General features: G+C 55.3%; 12 protein-coding genes. 8 read left to right on the top strand and 4 right to left on the bottom strand.

The features are described 5' to 3' along the window. Nucleotides 1-6: 6 nt before the first annotated feature. From ACZ9IM_RS29780 to ACZ9IM_RS29760, 5 genes are all read left to right on the top strand, one after another. Nucleotides 7-1,377, top strand: coding sequence for an outer membrane protein transport protein (locus tag ACZ9IM_RS29780; RefSeq protein ID WP_476225783.1), 1,371 nt, complete (start codon nucleotides 7-9; stop codon nucleotides 1,375-1,377). Nucleotides 1,378-1,575: 198 nt separating this feature from the next. Then, the gene (locus ACZ9IM_RS29775) at nucleotides 1,576-3,219 is read left to right on the top strand and encodes a GMC oxidoreductase (RefSeq protein ID WP_427627889.1); all 1,644 of its coding nucleotides are present in this window, start codon (nucleotides 1,576-1,578) and stop codon (nucleotides 3,217-3,219) included. A gap of 24 nt (nucleotides 3,220-3,243) precedes the next feature. Further along, a complete protein-coding gene (locus tag ACZ9IM_RS29770; RefSeq protein ID WP_476225782.1) occupies nucleotides 3,244-4,509 on the top strand; it encodes an NADH:flavin oxidoreductase/NADH oxidase family protein in 1,266 nt (421 codons plus the stop codon). Then, on the top strand, nucleotides 4,434-5,444 hold the full coding sequence (locus ACZ9IM_RS29765; protein ID WP_476225781.1) for an alpha/beta fold hydrolase: 1,011 nt from the start codon (nucleotides 4,434-4,436) through the stop codon (nucleotides 5,442-5,444). The genes ACZ9IM_RS29770 and ACZ9IM_RS29765 overlap by 76 nt, the downstream gene beginning before the upstream one ends. Beyond that, entirely contained in the window at nucleotides 5,431-5,829 is a 399-nt protein-coding gene (locus ACZ9IM_RS29760; protein WP_427627895.1) for a helicase, read from the top strand. Before ACZ9IM_RS29765 ends, ACZ9IM_RS29760 begins: the two co-directional genes overlap by 14 nt. Nucleotides 5,830-6,120: 291 nt before the next feature. Here ACZ9IM_RS29760 and ACZ9IM_RS29755 read toward each other — a convergent pair whose 3' ends face one another. From ACZ9IM_RS29755 to ACZ9IM_RS29740, 4 genes are all read right to left on the bottom strand, one after another. After that, nucleotides 6,121-9,141 (bottom strand): EAL domain-containing protein, encoded by a 3,021-nt coding sequence (locus ACZ9IM_RS29755; protein ID WP_476225780.1) that lies wholly within the window; start codon nucleotides 9,139-9,141, stop codon nucleotides 6,121-6,123. After that, nucleotides 9,129-10,148 (bottom strand): substrate-binding domain-containing protein, encoded by a 1,020-nt coding sequence (locus ACZ9IM_RS29750; protein ID WP_427624559.1) that lies wholly within the window; start codon nucleotides 10,146-10,148, stop codon nucleotides 9,129-9,131. Before ACZ9IM_RS29750 ends, ACZ9IM_RS29755 begins: the two co-directional genes overlap by 13 nt. Before the next feature lie 572 nt (nucleotides 10,149-10,720). Next, nucleotides 10,721-11,161 (bottom strand): CBS domain-containing protein, encoded by a 441-nt coding sequence (locus ACZ9IM_RS29745; RefSeq protein ID WP_476225779.1) that lies wholly within the window; start codon nucleotides 11,159-11,161, stop codon nucleotides 10,721-10,723. Between the two features lie 58 nt (nucleotides 11,162-11,219). After that, a complete protein-coding gene (locus ACZ9IM_RS29740) occupies nucleotides 11,220-12,227 on the bottom strand; it encodes an AraC family transcriptional regulator (RefSeq protein ID WP_476225793.1) in 1,008 nt (335 codons plus the stop codon). Nucleotides 12,228-12,467: 240 nt separating this feature from the next. Between ACZ9IM_RS29740 and antA the strand changes: the two genes are divergently transcribed. Genes antA through antC form a run of 3 tightly spaced genes read left to right on the top strand, consistent with a single transcriptional unit; the run spans nucleotide 12,468 to nucleotide 15,393 of the window. After that, nucleotides 12,468-13,853, top strand: a complete 1,386-nt coding sequence (gene antA, locus ACZ9IM_RS29735; protein WP_476225778.1) for an anthranilate 1,2-dioxygenase large subunit — start codon at nucleotides 12,468-12,470, stop codon at nucleotides 13,851-13,853. A 1-nt stretch (nucleotide 13,854) separates the two neighbouring features. Then, nucleotides 13,855-14,343, top strand: a complete 489-nt coding sequence (gene antB, locus ACZ9IM_RS29730) for an anthranilate 1,2-dioxygenase small subunit (protein WP_183681524.1) — start codon at nucleotides 13,855-13,857, stop codon at nucleotides 14,341-14,343. A gap of 18 nt (nucleotides 14,344-14,361) precedes the next feature. Beyond that, complete coding sequence (gene antC / locus ACZ9IM_RS29725) at nucleotides 14,362-15,393, top strand: anthranilate 1,2-dioxygenase electron transfer component AntC (RefSeq protein WP_476225777.1); 1,032 nt, start codon at nucleotides 14,362-14,364, stop codon at nucleotides 15,391-15,393. Nucleotides 15,394-15,539 lie beyond the last annotated feature (146 nt).

Genomic DNA, 15,539 nt, shown 5'->3' with positions numbered 1-15,539 from the left:
CGTCAGATGAACCATGAATATTTTTCTGCGCTTCGCCCTTCCCAGAAATCAGTACCGCGTTTGAAACGTCATCTTGAGACAGGGTCCACCCTGATACTCAAGTCAAGCAGTGCGTTGTTCAAAACCACTCTGTCATTGGCTATCTGTGGGCAGGCAACTTTATCTTTAGCCAATGGTTTGTCTATTAACGAGCAAAGCGTTAGCAGCGCCGGAACTGCTTATGCCGGGCGCTCGTCTGCGGCTCTGGATGCAAGTACTGTCTATGGAAATCCGGCCGGCCTGAGCAAGATAAAGCGCAGGGAAGTGAGCGGAGGGTTCGCCTTGATCAAGGTTAATAGTGATATTAAAAACGCTCATAGTGATGCGCCAGGCACCAACAAAGGAGATTCCGTACCCCTGACGACAATCCCTTTTGGATATTTATCCATACCGATTGACGAACGCTTCACTTTCGGCTTGGGCTTGTACGCTCTCTATGGCCTTGTGAACGATTACGAAAGTTCGTTCCAGGGACGCTACCATGGTTCCTATAGCAAGGTTCAAGTTAAAACCCTGAACTCCGCCGTTGCTTATCGCATCAATGATCATGTCTCTGTCGGAGGCGGGCTAACATTGAACCGTATCGAAAACAATATGCAAACCTATTTGGCCACAGGGCTGCTCAATGGGGGCAACGACACGCAGATCACTATCAAGGGTAACGATAACGCCGTTGGCTATAATTTCGGCCTGATGGTCGACCTGAACGACTCCACCACGTGGGGCGTCACCTATCATTCAAAACTTGATTTTCACGTCAACGGCCATACGCAGGTGAGCAACTCGCCAAGTGCTTTCGGTCTCGATGGCAAATACAGCAATAAAATTGACATCACGTTGCCAGAGTCGCTGGACACATCGTTTACCCATCACTTTGACGACCGCTGGACTGGCTACCTGGGCGCAACCTGGACCCGATGGAGCCGCGTTCAGAGGATCGAAGCGGTCAATAGTGGTGTACCGCCGCTGGGCCAGCAACTGGGTTTCAACAGCTTTGGAGATGACTTTAAATTACATGACACCTGGTCGATGGCTGTTGGGGCCTCGTACCAGCTTTCCCCGCAATGGCTGTTGCGCAGCGGCTTCGCTTACGATCCATCACCTGCCCGCAACGCCGATCGAAACGTCCGACTCCCCGTGGGCAACCGAAAAGCCGTGACGTTGGGTATAGGTTTCTCTCCCGACACCGACCTGACCATCGATTTGGCTTATGGCTATCTATGGGAATCAACCACCTCCGTCAACCAGGCAAATACAACCGGCGTACAGCCCGGGTACAGCGCGAAATACGACAACAGCGCGCACATTATAGGTACACAGATAACCTACCGTTTCTGACTTGCCCCCTCCTGCGTCTCTGCCTACAGCCCTAACACACTATACTGTTCGTATAGCGCTATAAATATACGAATGGTATAGTCATCCTGACAGTGTCATTCCTGCAACCAGTGCCCGCAGCACCATTACAAAAAACAAGGAGACCGGCATGACCCGTTTTTTCACGCCTCTACGCAGTGCTTGCCTGAGCAGCATGCAATGAATCCATCTTTCGATTTCGACTACATCGTGATCGGCTCCGGATTCGGTGGCAGCGTGTCCGCCTTCCGGCTGACAGAAAAGGGCTACCGCGTTGGCGTAATGGAGATGGGCCGACGCTGGACGGCCGAGGACTTTCCAAAATCCAACTGGGACGCGCGGCGCTGGATGTGGCGCCCCGGGCTGAAGATGTTCGGTTTCTACAACATGCGCCTGTTCCGTCACGTGATGATCGTCAGCGGCAACGCAGTCGGTGGCGGATCCATTACCTATGCCAACGCCTTGCTGACACCGCGCGATAGCGTATGGAATGAGGGTTCCTGGGCCGGCCTGGCAGACTGGAAACGGATCATGCCGCAGTACTACGCCACAGCGGAGAAGATGCTGGGCGTGACAGAGAGCAAGATCATGGGCGAAGCTGATCTGCGCCTCAGGAAAATGGCGGATTTGCAAGGTGTGGGCCACACGTTTCACCTCCCACGCGTTGGTACCTTCTTTGCTCCCGATGGTGAAGAAGGCGGCCAGACCTACCCGGATCCCTACTTCAATGGTGAAGGCCCGGCGCGCGGAACCTGTACCGGGTGCGGTGGCTGCATGATGGGTTGCAAGCACAACGCCAAGAACACACTCGACAAGAACTACCTTTATCTCGCAGAAAAGCGCGGCGCCCAGGTTTTTGCCGAGACCAAGGTGGTGGACGTGCGACCGCTCAACGGCAAAGAAGACGGCAGTGACGGCTATGAAGTCTTCACTGAATGCTCGACCGCCTGGTTCGCCAAACTGCGCCGCAGTTTTCGCTGCCGCGGTGTGATCTTCGCCGCCTCCTCGTTGGGCACCATGGAATTGTTGTTCAGGCTCAAGCAAAACGGGTCGTTGCCGCGCATCAGCGACGACCTCGGAAAGCGTGTGCGCACCAATGCCGAATCCCTTATCGGTATACGCTTTCCGGCAGCGGACAAGAGCATGTCGCCAGGACTGGCGGGGGGCGGCAGCATCTATCTCGATGAGCACACCCATATCGGAGTCGTGCGCTACCCGGAAGGCTCGGATGCGATAGGCCTGATGATGACCTTGCTATGCGGCGGGCGCCCGGGGTGGATGCGAATATTGACCTGGCTATGGACGCTGCTCAAACATCCACTGCAAGCATTGCTCGTGCACAACCCCGCAGGTTTCGCCCGTCAAACCATGTTACTGCTGGTGATGCAGACAGCGGACGCGTCTCTCGATATGCGACTCAAGCGTCGCTGGTTTTGGCCGTTCGCGAAACAGCTCGCCAGCGAAGGCGGCCCCATCCCCACCTTCATTCCGGAGGCGAATGCCTTTGCTGAAAAGGGCGCAAAGGCGCTCGGTGGCATACCGACCACCTTTCTCTCCGAGATTTTATTCAACATCCCGACCACGGCGCATTGCATGGGCGGCTGTGCGATGGCGGACTCGCCGGAGCGCGGCGTGATGGACGTACAGAACCGGGTCTTCGGCTATCAGAACCTGCTGGTTTGCGACGGCTCGATGCTCAGCGCCAATCTCGGGGTCAATCCAAGCCTGACGATTACCGCGCTGACCGAGCATGCCATGTCGTACATCCCAGTGAAAAACAAGCGGGTATCGAACGCCATCCCGCTGCACACCCTTCAACCTTGAATCAGACCTTATAGAGAACTCACCATGACCGCCTCCTCGCCTGAAGAAAATCTGCTGAGCCAGCCCTTGCAACTCCCGAACGGCAGCGCTTTTCGCAATCGCCTCGCCAAGGCATCCATGAGCGAAACGCTGGGTACCTACAACAATCACCCGACGTTGAAACTGGTCGAGTTGTACCGGCGCTGGTCCGCCTCGGGCATTGGTTTGCTCATCACCGGAAATGTGATGATCGACCGGCGTGCACTCGGTGAACCAGGCAACGTGGTGATCGAGGATGAAGCGGACCTGCCTGTGCTACGCCAGTGGGCTCGTGCGGCAACCGAGCAGGGAGCGGCGATCTGGGTGCAGCTCAATCACCCCGGTAAGCAGTCGACCAAAGGCTTGAATGCCAGCAACCTCGCGCCATCGGCCGTGCCCTTTCGCGAGGACATGGCCGCGCTCTTCGAGACCCCACGCGAAGCCACCACGGCCGAGATCGAAGACATCATCCGGCGCTTTGGACGCAGCGCGGCCATCTGCAAGGAGGCTGGCTTCAGCGGCGTGCAGATCCATGGCGCGCACGGTTATCTGATTAACCAGTTCCTCTCGCCACACCACAATCGGCGTACGGATGAATGGGGTGGCAGCCCGGAAAAACGTCGACGTTTCATCTTGGCTGTTTACGCCGAGATTCGCCGCCAGGTCGGTGCCGAATTTCCCGTCGGCATCAAGCTCAACTCCGCAGATTTCCAGCGCGGCGGCTTCACCGAAGAGGAATCGATGGCGACGATTCATGCACTTGCCGAAGCAGGCATCGACCTGATTGAGATTTCGGGGGGCACCTACGAGGCTCCAGCCATGAGCGGCGGGCTCCAGGAAACGAAAAAAGCATCCACCGTAGCGCGTGAGGCTTACTTTCTTGAGTTTGCTGAAAAGGTGCGCGCCTCGATCAAGGTACCTTTGATGGTCACTGGCGGTTTTCGCAGTGCCGCCGCCATGAACGCTGCGCTGCGCTGCGGAGCGCTCGATGTCATTGGCCTCGCGCGGTTATTGGCCATTGATCCCGAGGCACCGGCGGCCCTGCTGCAAGGGCAGGACAGTTCGCAACGCGTACGGCCGATCACCACAGGTATCAAGCAAATCGATCAGATGGGCGTCATGGAAATCTTCTGGTACACGCTGCAGCTCAAACGAATCGCCAATGGCGGTGATCCGCGTCCCAACGAAAGTGGGCTGTGGGCATTTTCAAAATCAGTGATGAAAAGCGGCTGGGGCACGTTCCGTACGCGGCGCATGCGGGCGCGGGCCTGAGCCCGAGGCTCGCTCGCATAGATAGCCACAACAACCACCTGGAAGACTTCAATATGACCGACACCCACTTCACCGCCCCCACTCGCTTCGTGGAAGTCGACGGGGATAAATTTGCCTATCGCCGCTGGGGCAACAATACGACAGGCCAGCCCCCTCTGTTCTTTCTTCAACATTTCCGCGGCGGTATGGATCATTGGGATCCACTCATGACGGATGGCCTGGCTGCGGGGCGCGAGGTCATCCTCTACAACGGTCGCGGGATTGCCTCTTCATCCGGAAAACCGCGTACACGGATCGAACATATGGCCGACGATGCTGCTGCGGTGATCCGCGCGCTGGGCCTGTCCAAGGTCGATGTTTTAGGTTTCTCACTCGGTGGTTTTCAAGCCCAGGACCTGACACGACGCCATCCCGACCTCGTGCGCAAGCTCATGCTGCTCGGCACCGGACCTCGTGGCGGTAATCCGGACTCAGACCCTGGAGTGCTGGAAGCTGCACCGCGCCCCGTTCCGACCCTGGAAGACTTTCTGTTTCTGTTCTTCGGTCGATCCCCGGCGGCGCAGCAGGCCGGACGTGATTTCTGGGAGCGCCGTCATCAGCGTGTCGACCAGGACCCACCCAGTTCTCCTGAAGTGATACAGGCCCAGATCGAAGCGAATATGTACTATTTGCCGAAGCTGGACCCGAACGATCCTTTCAAACATCTGCGCGAGATCAAACAGCCGACGTTCATTCTCAATGGCATGAATGACGTTATGGTTCCAACGGTCAATTCCTGGTACATGGCTCAGAACATCCCGAACGCCCAACTGTTCCTGTACCCAGATGCCGGTCATGGTGCTCAACTCCAATGCCCTGAGCGTTTTCTCAAACACGCCATTCAATTCCTCAACGAGTCACCCCTTGCGGAGCAAGCTCATCATGCTGAAGTTTAAATTTTTGTTATGGGCGCTGACCAAGCTATTACAGAGAACAATCAAAAAAAGTCCTGACTGTGCAAAATACGTTAAAGGCAAGGAGCTGGTCTTTCAGATCCAAACGCATGACGGAGTGGGTCGCTACTTCACCCTTAAAAACGCCAAGATAAAATCCTCTGCCGGTTTGACTGAAAAGCCAAAATTTACCCTGTTGTTTAGAGATGCAGCAAAGGGTTTCGCCATTCTGTCTGCCAAAGACAGTAAAGATGCATTTCTGACAGGATTGCGTAAAGAGGACTTGGTTATCCGCGGTGACTTTGTTGAAGTGATGTGGTTCCAGGGATTAACTGAATACTTGCAGCCCGGTAAAAAAGTATCAGCATTTTACCCTTCGACGCGCTAGGAATTTGATGCGGTGAGCCCTACTTGATCTGACAGTCACCCACTTTTTTATGGGTGCCTGTCAGATCTGACTTTCTCGCCGTGATCTTAGTGGCTATTCAAGAGTTTTCGGGCTCAGGCAGCCCCCCGTTTCGGTCGCTCGTGTTCTGGGTGCGAGTGGGGGGGAAAAGTGGAGGCATCGCTAAGTTTTTTCGGCCTTAAACCACCGCCATAGAGCCTAGTCAAAATGTTCTTCGGGGATCCGGATAGCCTGTCATAAAGCACGCCGAGCGTTTTACCGTACGCAGCGTCACTAACGCCCGGGTATTGGACTGCCTGGGCGTTTTACAACGCGTTTTCGCCTGAGCGAGTCAGGGCTCGCAATGCGGCTCGGTTGAGGCAACCGGGGCGTACGCAGTAACACACTGATTTCATCGCAGCTGACCGCTCTGCTGAAAAAGTGGCCTTGAATTTCATCGCAGCCGTTTTCACGCAGGAAGGTTTGCTGCTCTTCGGTTTCGACACCTTCGGCAATGACCTTCAGGTTCAGTTTGTGCCCCAACGAAATCACTGCGGTGGCGATGGCTTTGTCGTTCTCGTTGTCGGGCAGATCGCGCACGAAAGACTGGTCGATCTTGAGTCTCGCGATCGGGAAACTTTTCAATGCTGCGAGGCTGGAGTAGCCGGTGCCGAAGTCGTCGATCGAGAGACTGATCCCCATTGATTGCAGTTCCTTCATTTTGCTGATGGCTTGCTGAAGGTCTTGCATGATCAGACTTTCGGTCAGCTCCAGCTCAAGGTACATCGGGTCCAGTCCGGTTTCTTGCAAGGCATGCATCACCCGGTCGATCAGGTCCCTTTCGATGAACTGGCGTGCTGAAATATTCACCGACATAGTGATCGGCGGCCAGCCCGCATCCTGCCAGGCCTTGTTCTGTCTGCACGCAGTATGAATCACCCAGTCGCCGATGGGCACGATCAACCCGGTCTCTTCGGCCTGCGGAATGAATTTGATTGGAGACACCATGCCGAGCTCGGGATGCTGCCAGCGGATCAATGCCTCTACGCCGATTATCTGACCTGACTGCAAATCCACCTGTGGCTGGTACAGCAGCAGGAACTCGTCATGGTTGAGTGCGTTTCGAAGCCCGTCTTGCATCGCGAGCTTGCCCTGAACCTTGTTATTCATCTCGCTCGTATAGAACTGGTAGCTGTTGCGACCCAGCTCCTTGGCCCGGTACATGGCGGCATCCGCGTTGCTGAGCAACGTCTCGGTATCGCTGCCGTCGGCGGGATAGGTGGCCAACCCCATGCTGCAGGTGACGTGGAGTGTATGTCCGCTGAGCTGAATCGGTCGCAGGATGGCTTCCTGGATTTTGTGCAGGGCGGGAGTAACGCCGTCGAGGTCTGAGGGCTGGTCAAACAGGATGATCACAAACTCGTCGCCACCCAGTCGCACGACGGTGTCGGTGCGGCGTACACACTCCAGCATGCGCTGGGCGACGGTTTTCAGCAGCTCGTCTCCAGCACTGTGCCCAAGGCTGTCATTCACCAGTTTGAATTTGTCCAGATCGAGAAACACCACCGTCACCAGCCGGCTGTAGCGCTGAGCATAAAGTATTGCCTGCTTGAGACGGTCTTCGAGCAGCGTGCGATTCGGCAGCCCGGTCAGTGCGTCATGGTCACCCATATAGCGAATGCGCTTTTCGGTAAGTTGGCGTTCTATCGCAATGCCGGCAAGAGGTGTCGCCATGTTGATCAGTCGCGTCTCGGTCGAGCTGGGGCTGCGTACGGTGCTGGAATACAAGGCAAACGTACCCAATACCTTTCGCTCATGGGACAGAATCGGCGTCGACCAGCACGCGCGAAATCCATAGGGCGCGGCGACTGAACGGTACTCCTCCCACAGCGGATCCAGCTCGATATCGGTGGCGATGACCGGTTCTCGTCGATACACCGCGGTGCCGCATGAACCGACGTTCGGACCGATCGCAATCCCGTCAATGAGTTGGTTATAGGCTTTCGGCAAACTGGGCGCAGCCCCGTGCAGCAGGTGTTTGCCATCCTCATCCAGCACCAGGATGGACACCATCATCCCCTCCAGTTGGGACTCGACCAAGTGAGCCAGGCTGTCGAGGACTTCTGCAAGCTCGGTGCTCCTGGCGATCAGCTCCAGGACATGACCTTGTCCGGCACGGATGACGGCTTCTTGCTCTAATCGGCTGTTTTGCAAGGCGAGCCGTTCTGTGGCGATGCTCAATTGGACCGTTCTTTTTTCCAGCTGAAGTCGGTCTTTGAGGAATTGATTCACCGCGCGAGCCATGTTGCCGATCTCGTCTTTCCCATGTTCCGCCATCATCAAATGCGTCTTGTCAGTGCGCTCCTGACGCAATTGCCGGCTTATTTCATTCAGACGCACGAGCACATGACGACCCATGAAGACCCGGGTCACGAACCAGGCGAACACCAGGCTGGCGCCCAACATGATCAGCACCCATTGCTGGCTACGATTTGAGTCCTCGACCAGGCGCTGCAGGGCTTGGCGATAGTCTTCGGTGTAAGCACTGGATTGCGCACGGGCCACCGCGACCAGAACCCCGGCCTCGCTCTTCAGTTCCTCATTGACGCGCTGTATGACGTTGTGCTGATTGATGAGCCTCAGGCGCAGGGAGAAGAGATCGGGCGTCTCCACATTAGCGTCGGGTAACTTGCCTGTGGTGCGCGACAGGCGCTCATATCGGATCCGCAGCCGTTGCACGGCATCACTGTCGACAGCCTGCGGCAGATCGAAAAGTAACACCGCCAGTTCCAGGCTGGCCCGGGTCTGGGTCGCGGTTAACCGGGCGGTGTGATCCTCCATGGTTTGCTTGAAGGTGACTTCGGTTTGCAGCAGGCTTTCTCGCAGCTGCGCAACGATGTTGGCGGTATTGCGGAACATCTGACTCGACTGATGCATGTCGAGTATCGCCACGCCACTGTTCGCGGCAGTCAGCTGCTGCACCAGTTGATCAAGGGCTTCAAGCTGTTCGACGGTCGCCGCATAGCTTGAACGCAGGGTGTCGGGGGAGCGGGTTGTCAGAAGCTGATCGGTCTGGCGTTCGATCAGCAAGGTACGCTGCAGCATGTCTTGCCCATTTTGCATGCGGACCAGTCGCTCTTCCGTCAACTGGCGGGTGCCGTTGTTTGACGTGCGCAAGGCGTAGACCGCAGTTGCACCACTCGCCAGGATCAGCAGCGCCAGCGTCAGAAACGCCAGCGTGAACTGTGCGCGTAGCGATTGCGGCAATAGCCGGCGTCCGAGCCGGGAAGTAACGTCCAATGTCAGGGATTCCATTGGTGGTGATAGATGTCTCGATAGCCATTGTCAGGGTCGTACTGGAATTTCTTCCCGCCGTCGAAGGCGATATTGTCGGCATTGACCAGGTGAATCGGCGCTACGAAGCCGCTCACCGGCTGACCTGCAAACAGCCGGTTCAATTCATCCATCACTTGCCAGCCATGCAGATTGAGCGGCTCGGCCACGGTAACGGTCTGGTAGGTTTTTGCCTGTATGCGCAAGAAAGCCGAAGCGCTGCCATCACCGGCAGATAACAGACTGATGCCGTCACTGGGTATTGCGGCGCTGGTCAATGAGGCAATCGAGTAGTCGAAATAGATATCGTTGATGGCCAGCGTGTGGGTCCAGCGCTTGCCATAGCGCTGAAGCAGCTCCTTGGTGATCAACGGCATCTTCTCGCCACTTTCGGAGATCGCGACATCGCGCACTTCCAGCAACGTACATTCCCGACAGGCCCGAATGACGTTTTCCATGGCCTTGGCTTTCGCCATGGCGATGCTGTACTTGGAGTCGGTCAGGATGACCACGCCGGCGCGTCCGTTTGACTGTGCCACGGCCGCCATGGCCGTGAGGCGAGCCACTTCGAGCGGATCGGTCGTGACGTTCATGGCCACCGGCGTGCCGTCAATCGGCCCGGGGCGTGCCCCGGCGTGCCAGCCAACCACCGGCACATCCCTGTTGGCGAAGAGGATTAGCGCCGCATTGTTTTCAAGGGCATCGGAGCCGCACAGGATGAGGCCATCGGGTTTCGCTGCCAGGGCATCGGAAAAGGCCTTTGCGCGCCCGGCCGATGAACCGGCGCCATCGAATATCTTCAGCGTCCAGCCCATCACCTTGGCTGCCTCGCGAGCGCCCTGCGCGACACCGACGATTCCTCCGTTACGCAAATCTTCTGCGACAAGGGCGATGCTCTTGCCCCGCAGGGCTCGCGGGCCGGATTCAGGGCCGCTCCAGCGAACGGCTTCAAGGGTGGCCCTGGAAACGATTTCCTGCGCTTGAATCACCGTAACCGTGGCGTTCTCGACAGCGTATCCGGGAGTTGCCGTGAAAAGACAGAAAACCGCAATTGAAGCTATCCAAAGTAGCCAGGGCCTGAGTAACCAGAGCCTGATCAGACAGGTTCGATCACCGCATGTGATGCCGGGTCTGGAGCAGATGGCGCGTTCATAGTCTGGCATGGCGTCCCTTTTTGCCAAGAGTGCAGCGTTCACTATCCGAAAGGATAGTCGGTTCTACTGTCATCAGGTCTTTTGTGGGGAAAGTGCGCGAACTTTAGTCCTGAACCTTCAGGAAATGGGACAGGGTCCATGGCACAAAAACAAGGGACGAAGGCCAATTGCATCGTTGACTACATTGAGTGGTTTTACAAGGCTTCGACTTTGCATAAACACCAGGCAAAACAAACGGCACCCGCAGCGCTTTTGTGTTTTTGGAACAGGTAACGATACTCACATCCAGCGGCGGGCCCATTGAAATATTGGGGTTTATTGCGGGAGCGAACTCAATTCCGGCCCTGTCTTGGGCTAACCTCCCCCACCCCACGTCAGGGATGTAGTCGAGCGTTTCGCCGACGTCTTCAATGCCCGCGGATATAGCTTTCCAATTGCAGTATCAGGTCGGCCTGCTCTGCAATAGCAGCCTTTACCAGATCACCAATTGATAACAAACCCAGCAATTCTTCGTTTTCCACGACTGGCAGATGACGAAGATGGCTATCGGTCATAATACCCATGCAATCTTCAATGCGCTGGCGAGCGTCTACCGTTATGACTGGGGAACTCATGATATCCCTCACAGGCGTACCCGCCGAGGAGCGCCCCTGCAGTACCATTTTCCGTGCATAGTCTCGTTCACTGACAATACCGATTACCTTCCCGTTTTCTATGACAGGTAGAGCACCGATGTTTCGCTCAGCCATAATCCTGATCGCCTCCAACACCATTTGATCTGGCGCAATGGTGTGAACTTTTTGATTATGCACGGGCTTTAAACACAGTAATTGGGTAACTGTTTTCATGACAATTTTCTCTTATTTTATTTTGATGCAAGCGCCGGCTAACGGGCGCCCTGCCTGGTCAATGACTGCGACTTCGTTCAACCGTTTTCGATGGCACTTCCAAAAACAATTTTTTGTAATCTGATGAAAAGCGCCCCAGATGGTTAAATCCCCACCGCATCGCTACCGCGGTGATGTTTTCATTACAACCACCTTCTAAAAGCGCCTGCCTGACCGCTTCAAGGCGAAACCGCTTCAAGTACAAAGCGGGAGATATACCGAAGTACTTCTTGAAGTCCTCAGACAGTTTGAAACGGGATACGCCAGCCGCCCGACCGATATCGTCCAGATTCAGTTCGCCGCCAGCATTTTCATGCATAAATTGCTTGGCCTTCAGCAAATACGCAGGGCAACGTGTTTGCGAGATCCCCTCCAGTTCACTTGAGTAATTATTTGGCTGCGCCAGGATTAAACCTTTTATCAACGTCCGTTCAATGTCACGGACAATAGACACATGGCCAAAAAGGTCTCGCGCCTGATCCAGTTCCATCAGCAGAAATTTAACCAGCCGCCACCATGCCGCGGGAGTTCCTTGATCTGTACTTATCCCTGTTTCGAAGACAATCGGTTGTGGCGCGGGTCGCTGTAGCAACTCCTCCAACACTTGACGCATTGCTACGCACTTGATCGCAACCTGAATTTTCCGACAGTTACCTGCAATGGCAAGTTCTTGCTGATCATAGGGCGAAACAATGAGCCCATTACTGCTATCGGACATCAACAATCCATTTGGTTTTCGCAACTCCTGCTGCCCACTGACCGGAAGACTGATGCTGTAGCTGTTGAGTTCCGACGCATCAATATCGATAGTGACATCTGTACCGTATTCGATATAGCCAATCACCGTAGACATCGACTTCAGGACGTTTCCATCATGCTGAAAATGAAGACGTTGAGGAGAAGAGGTCTTTAATTCGTGGGGGCCACAAATGTTCGCCATCCAGGCCTGCGCACTCTGCAGGTCATGACGTACCGCATGGATATCTTGAAATTCAGCATCAGCCCGAGCATGAGTTTGCAGATTCATCACAGCACCACAAGGGTTACAGATTAGTTGTAACCATACTTTTTGCCCCCACCAGTCCGCTATCCACATAGTGCAAAAACAATCAAAAAAACGCGAAAAGAAGCTTGCTTGAGCAGCGCTCACCCAAATCGATCCTCGCCCCCAAGAAACGGACAGATATCGCCTCGAATCCGGATAGCCGCACTGCACAGAAAGGCTTTCAATCGGGCTGAGCCTAAAACTACAAAAAGGGTGTACCTGATGAACAGCACTAGAAGCATTGCGCAGTGGCAAGACTACATTCAGGGTTGTCTGGATTTCCGGCCGGCGGAAGGCATATACCGTATCGCCCGTGACATGTTCACAGAGCCGGAACTGTTCGACCTGGAGATGGAGCTGATCTTCGAAAAGAACTGGATCTACGCTTGCCACGAAAGTGAAATCGCGAATCCCAATGACTTCCTGACGATGCGCGCGGGTCGTCAGCCGATGATCATCACCCGGGATGGGAACAATCAGCTCCACGCGCTAATCAACGCTTGCCAGCACCGGGGCGCAACGCTAACTCGCGTCAGCAAAGGTAACCAGTCAACCTTCACCTGTCCGTTCCATGCCTGGTGTTACAAAAGTGACGGCCGCCTGGTCAAGGTCAAGGCACCAGGGGAGTATCCGGAAGGCTTTGACAAGGCAACCCGCGGCCTGAAGAAAGCCCGGATCGAAAGCTACAAGGGCTTCGTCTTCATTAGTCTGGACGTCAACGGCAGCGACTCGCTGGAAGACTACCTCGGTGATGCCAAAGTGTTCTTCGACATGATGGTCGCGCAGTCCCCCACTGGCGAACTGGAGATACTGCCGGGCAAGTCGACCTATAGCTACGACGGCAACTGGAAACTGCAGCACGAAAACGGTCTGGACGGTTATCACGTCAGCACGGTGCACTACAACTACGTCTCCACGGTACAGCATCGCCAGCAAGTCAATGCCGCTAATGGCGGCGGCTCCGACACACTGGACTACAGCAAACTGGGCGCCGGCGATGCCGAAACCGACGACGGCTGGTTCTCGTTCAAGAATGGTCACAGCCTCTTGTTCAGCGACATGCCCAACCCGACTGTACGCGCCGGTTATGCCACCGTCATGCCGCGTCTGGTGGAAGAGTATGGCCAGCAGCAAGCCGAGTGGATGATGCACCGTCTGCGCAACCTCAACATTTACCCAAGCCTGTTCTTCATGGATCAAATCAGCTCACAACTGCGCATTGTGCGCCCGGTGGCCTGGAACAAGACAGAGATCACCAGCCAATGCATCGGCGTGAAAGGTGAGTCCGACGCGGACCGGGAAAACCGGATTCGCCAGTTCGAGGACTTCTTCAACGTTTCAGGAATGGGAACCCCAGACGACCTGGTGGAGTTTCGTGAAGCCCAACGTGGATTCCAGGCACGCCTTGAGCGTTGGAACGAAGTATCCCGCGGCAGTGAAAAATGGGTTGAAGGCCCCACACCCAACAGCGAGGTTCTGGGCATCAACCCGGTATTGACCGGCACCGAGTTCACCCATGAGGGGCTCTACATTAATCAGCACGGTTCCTGGCAGCGCTTCCTTCTGCAAGGCCTGGAACAAAAAGCCCTGAAGTTGAAGGAGGTGTGAAATGAGCGCACTACAACATTCCGTCGAGCAGTTCCTTTACCGTAAATCCGAGCTATGCGATCAGCAGGACTGGGACGCCTACATCGCCCTCTTTGATGAGCAGAGTGAATTCCATCTGCCGCAATGGGAGTCGGAGCATGTGTACACCACCGACCCCAAGCGCAGCATGTCGCTGATTTACTACTCGAACCGGTCTGGCCTTGAAGACCGGGTATTTCGCCTGCGCACCGGTAAGTCAGCGGCTTCAAACCCGATGCCGCGCACCCTGCATCAAATCAGCAACGTGCGAATCAAGGAGCTCGATGAAGGCTTGCTTGAAGTCAAGGCAGGCTGGGTCACGCTTTATACGCGTCAAGGATTGTCCGAGCAGTTCTACGGCCATGTGACCTACCACCTTAAAGCGGTCGCAGACAGCTGGAAGATCACTCGCAAGCACATCGTGTTGCTCAATGACACGATCAATTCCGTGCTTGATTTCTATCACCTGTGAGCTGCGGGGCACCTTGTCATGAACCATAAAGTCGCTTTCAGCTTCTCGGACGGCAAGACCTCGTTCTTCGAGGTCAAACCAAACGAACTGCTGCTCGACGCCGCGTTGCGTAATGGTGTGAACATTCCACTGGATTGTCGCGAAGGCGTCTGTGGCACCTGCCAGGGCCGCTGCGAATCAGGTCAATTCACTCAAGACTACGTCGATGAAGAGGCATTATCCGAACACGATCTGGCCCAACGCAAAATGCTCTCTTGCCAGACCCGCGTGCAATCGGACGCCTCGTTTTACTTCGACTTCGATTCGACGCTATGTAACGGCGGTGGAACCCAGCTGTTACAGGCGGTTGTTACCGGTGTAGAGCAAGTGTCAGCCACCACCGCGATCCTTCATATCGATGCGTGTTCCAACAAACAGCAACTGGATTTTCTTCCGGGACAGTACGCACGTGTGCATGTTCCTGGAACCAGTGAGTGGCGCTCCTATTCATTCGCCAACCGCCCGAACCCCACTAACCAGCTTCAGTTCCTCATCCGGCTGCTGCCTGATGGAGTGATGAGTAACTTCATCCGTGAGCATTGCCAGCCTGGTCAACTCATTGAGTTCGAGGCACCTTTGGGTAGCTTTTATCTACGCCAAGTGACCAAGCCACTGGTACTGGTGGCAGGCGGAACCGGCCTGTCGGCTTTCCTCGGGATGCTGGATAACATTGCGGAAAAAGGAGGTTGCGGCCAGCCGATCCAGTTGTTTTATGGCGTTACGCAAGACAACGATTTGTGTGAACTCTCGCGGCTGGCCGGTTACCGTGAACGCATCGCGGACTTCGACTACCACCTCGTCGTCTCGAAACCGTCCGCGGCATGGGCAGGCAAAAGCGGGTGGATTCCAGAACACTTCGACCGCCAGCAATTGGAGGCTAATCCGTTCGATATCTACTTGTGCGGTCCGCCACCGATGGTGGAGTCCATCAAAACCTGGTTTGATGCCCAGCAGATTGAACATTTTCAGATGTACTACGAAAAATTCATCGAGAGCAACACCAAGCAGTGATGACTAAAAAGGGGAAATAGCCTCGCGGCTATTTCCCCTTTTAATTTGTCTTTGTCCCGTCCTGAATAAGGTTTACACCTTCTGATCTGTTTTTCAGGAGGACGTAATGGAATCAGCAAAAAGGCGTAGTCAGCGAGACTACACGC

This window comes from Pseudomonas sp. TE12508 (assembly GCF_056279485.1).
This window is presented reverse-complemented; position numbering and strand designations above follow the sequence as displayed.

What these genes read in the sequence shown, in the direction of transcription:
- ACZ9IM_RS29770 (WP_476225782.1), top strand. Translation starts at nt 3,244, where the DNA reads ATGACCGCCTCCTCGCCTGAAGAAAATCTGCTGAGCCAGCCCTTGCAA.
- ACZ9IM_RS29755 (WP_476225780.1), bottom strand. Translation starts at nt 9,141, where the DNA reads ATGGAATCCCTGACATTGGACGTTACTTCCCGGCTCGGACGCCGGCTA.
- antC (WP_476225777.1), top strand. Translation starts at nt 14,362, where the DNA reads ATGAACCATAAAGTCGCTTTCAGCTTCTCGGACGGCAAGACCTCGTTC.
- antA (WP_476225778.1), top strand. Translation starts at nt 12,468, where the DNA reads ATGAACAGCACTAGAAGCATTGCGCAGTGGCAAGACTACATTCAGGGT.
- ACZ9IM_RS29780 (WP_476225783.1), top strand. Translation starts at nt 7, where the DNA reads ATGAACCATGAATATTTTTCTGCGCTTCGCCCTTCCCAGAAATCAGTA.
- ACZ9IM_RS29745 (WP_476225779.1), bottom strand. Translation starts at nt 11,161, where the DNA reads ATGAAAACAGTTACCCAATTACTGTGTTTAAAGCCCGTGCATAATCAA.
- ACZ9IM_RS29775 (WP_427627889.1), top strand. Translation starts at nt 1,576, where the DNA reads ATGAATCCATCTTTCGATTTCGACTACATCGTGATCGGCTCCGGATTC.
- antB (WP_183681524.1), top strand. Translation starts at nt 13,855, where the DNA reads ATGAGCGCACTACAACATTCCGTCGAGCAGTTCCTTTACCGTAAATCC.
- ACZ9IM_RS29740 (WP_476225793.1), bottom strand. Translation starts at nt 12,227, where the DNA reads ATGAATCTGCAAACTCATGCTCGGGCTGATGCTGAATTTCAAGATATC.
- ACZ9IM_RS29760 (WP_427627895.1), top strand. Translation starts at nt 5,431, where the DNA reads ATGCTGAAGTTTAAATTTTTGTTATGGGCGCTGACCAAGCTATTACAG.